The sequence below is a fragment of the Yersinia sp. 22-579 genome, from assembly GCF_030433455.1.
GTDB lineage: Bacteria > Pseudomonadota > Gammaproteobacteria > Enterobacterales > Enterobacteriaceae > Yersinia > Yersinia enterocolitica.
In genome coordinates, this window is record NZ_JAUJTZ010000040.1 from 1 (window position 1) to 1,125 (window position 1,125).

Consider the following 1,125-nt stretch of genomic DNA (forward strand, 5'->3'; position numbering starts at 1 on the left):
ATTATCTGGGACAGGTATAAGCAAGGTGATTCCCTGCATGATATCGCCAGAATGTTCGACAGATATCATTCTTCTATTATGCCCACTATCCACCAGACTGGTGGATATCGTCCCCCTGTCCGAAAGCGGCATCCGTTAGCTCTTTCACTTGATGAAAGAGAGGAAATATCCAGAGCGCTGGTAACAAAAATCAGCATCAGAGCGATCGCAAACAAGCTATCGAGAGCACCTTCAACGATTAGCCGCGAGATCAAGAGGCACGGTGGTGCAAAACAATACCGTGCATCAAAAGCGGATACTGCTGCGTGGGAAAATGCTCTGAGACCAAAACCTTGCAAGCTAATTGAAAGACCCACACTGTGTAAAATCATCGCAGAGAAGATGCATCAGGACTGGTCGCCGGAACAAATCGCCGGTTGGCTGAAACGCTGTTATCCGGATAATCAGGAAATGCATGTGTCACATGAAACGATATATAAAACGCTTTTTATACAAACCCGGGGTGCATTAAAAAAAGAACTGCAGCAATGCCTCAGAAGCGGAAGAGTCGTGCGTAGATCCAGAACATCATCGCTTAAAGGGAAAGGATTGGGGTCAATCCCGGATACGATTTCTATCAGCGAAAGGCCACCTGAAGTCGCTGACAGAGCTATACCAGGGCACTGGGAAGGTGACCTGATCCAGGGCTCTAAAAACTCCTATATCGTCACCCTCGTAGAACGTCATTCCCGTTTTGTTATGCTGGCCAAAGTCAGGGACAACAAGACCATAACGGTTATATCTGCACTCATCAAACAAGCCCGGGAATTACCTGCTGAACTTTATAAAACATTAACATGGGACCGGGGTGCTGAAATGACCAGCCACACCCGGTTTACTGTAGCCACAGATATTCAGGTTTACTTCTGCGATCCTCAATCCCCCTGGCAACGCGGCTCCAATGAAAATACGAACAGATTACTCAGGCAGTATTTTCCAAAAGGAACTGACTTATCGGTTCACAGCCAGCAAAGACTAAATAGTGTTGCGAGGCAGCTCAACGAGAGGCCAAGAAAAACGCTAGACTATGAATCACCCGCAGAGCGTTTTAACCAATGTGTTGCATCCATCGGTTGAACTCACAGC

1 protein-coding gene is annotated in these 1,125 nt (G+C 47.0%); it reads left to right on the forward strand.

Going from position 1 to position 1,125, the window contains the following annotated elements:
• The coding region (locus QSV56_RS21895; RefSeq protein ID WP_301213813.1) for an IS30 family transposase at positions 1 to 1,116 on the forward strand (1,116 nt) is incomplete at its 5' end.
• Positions 1,117 to 1,125 lie beyond the last annotated feature (9 nt).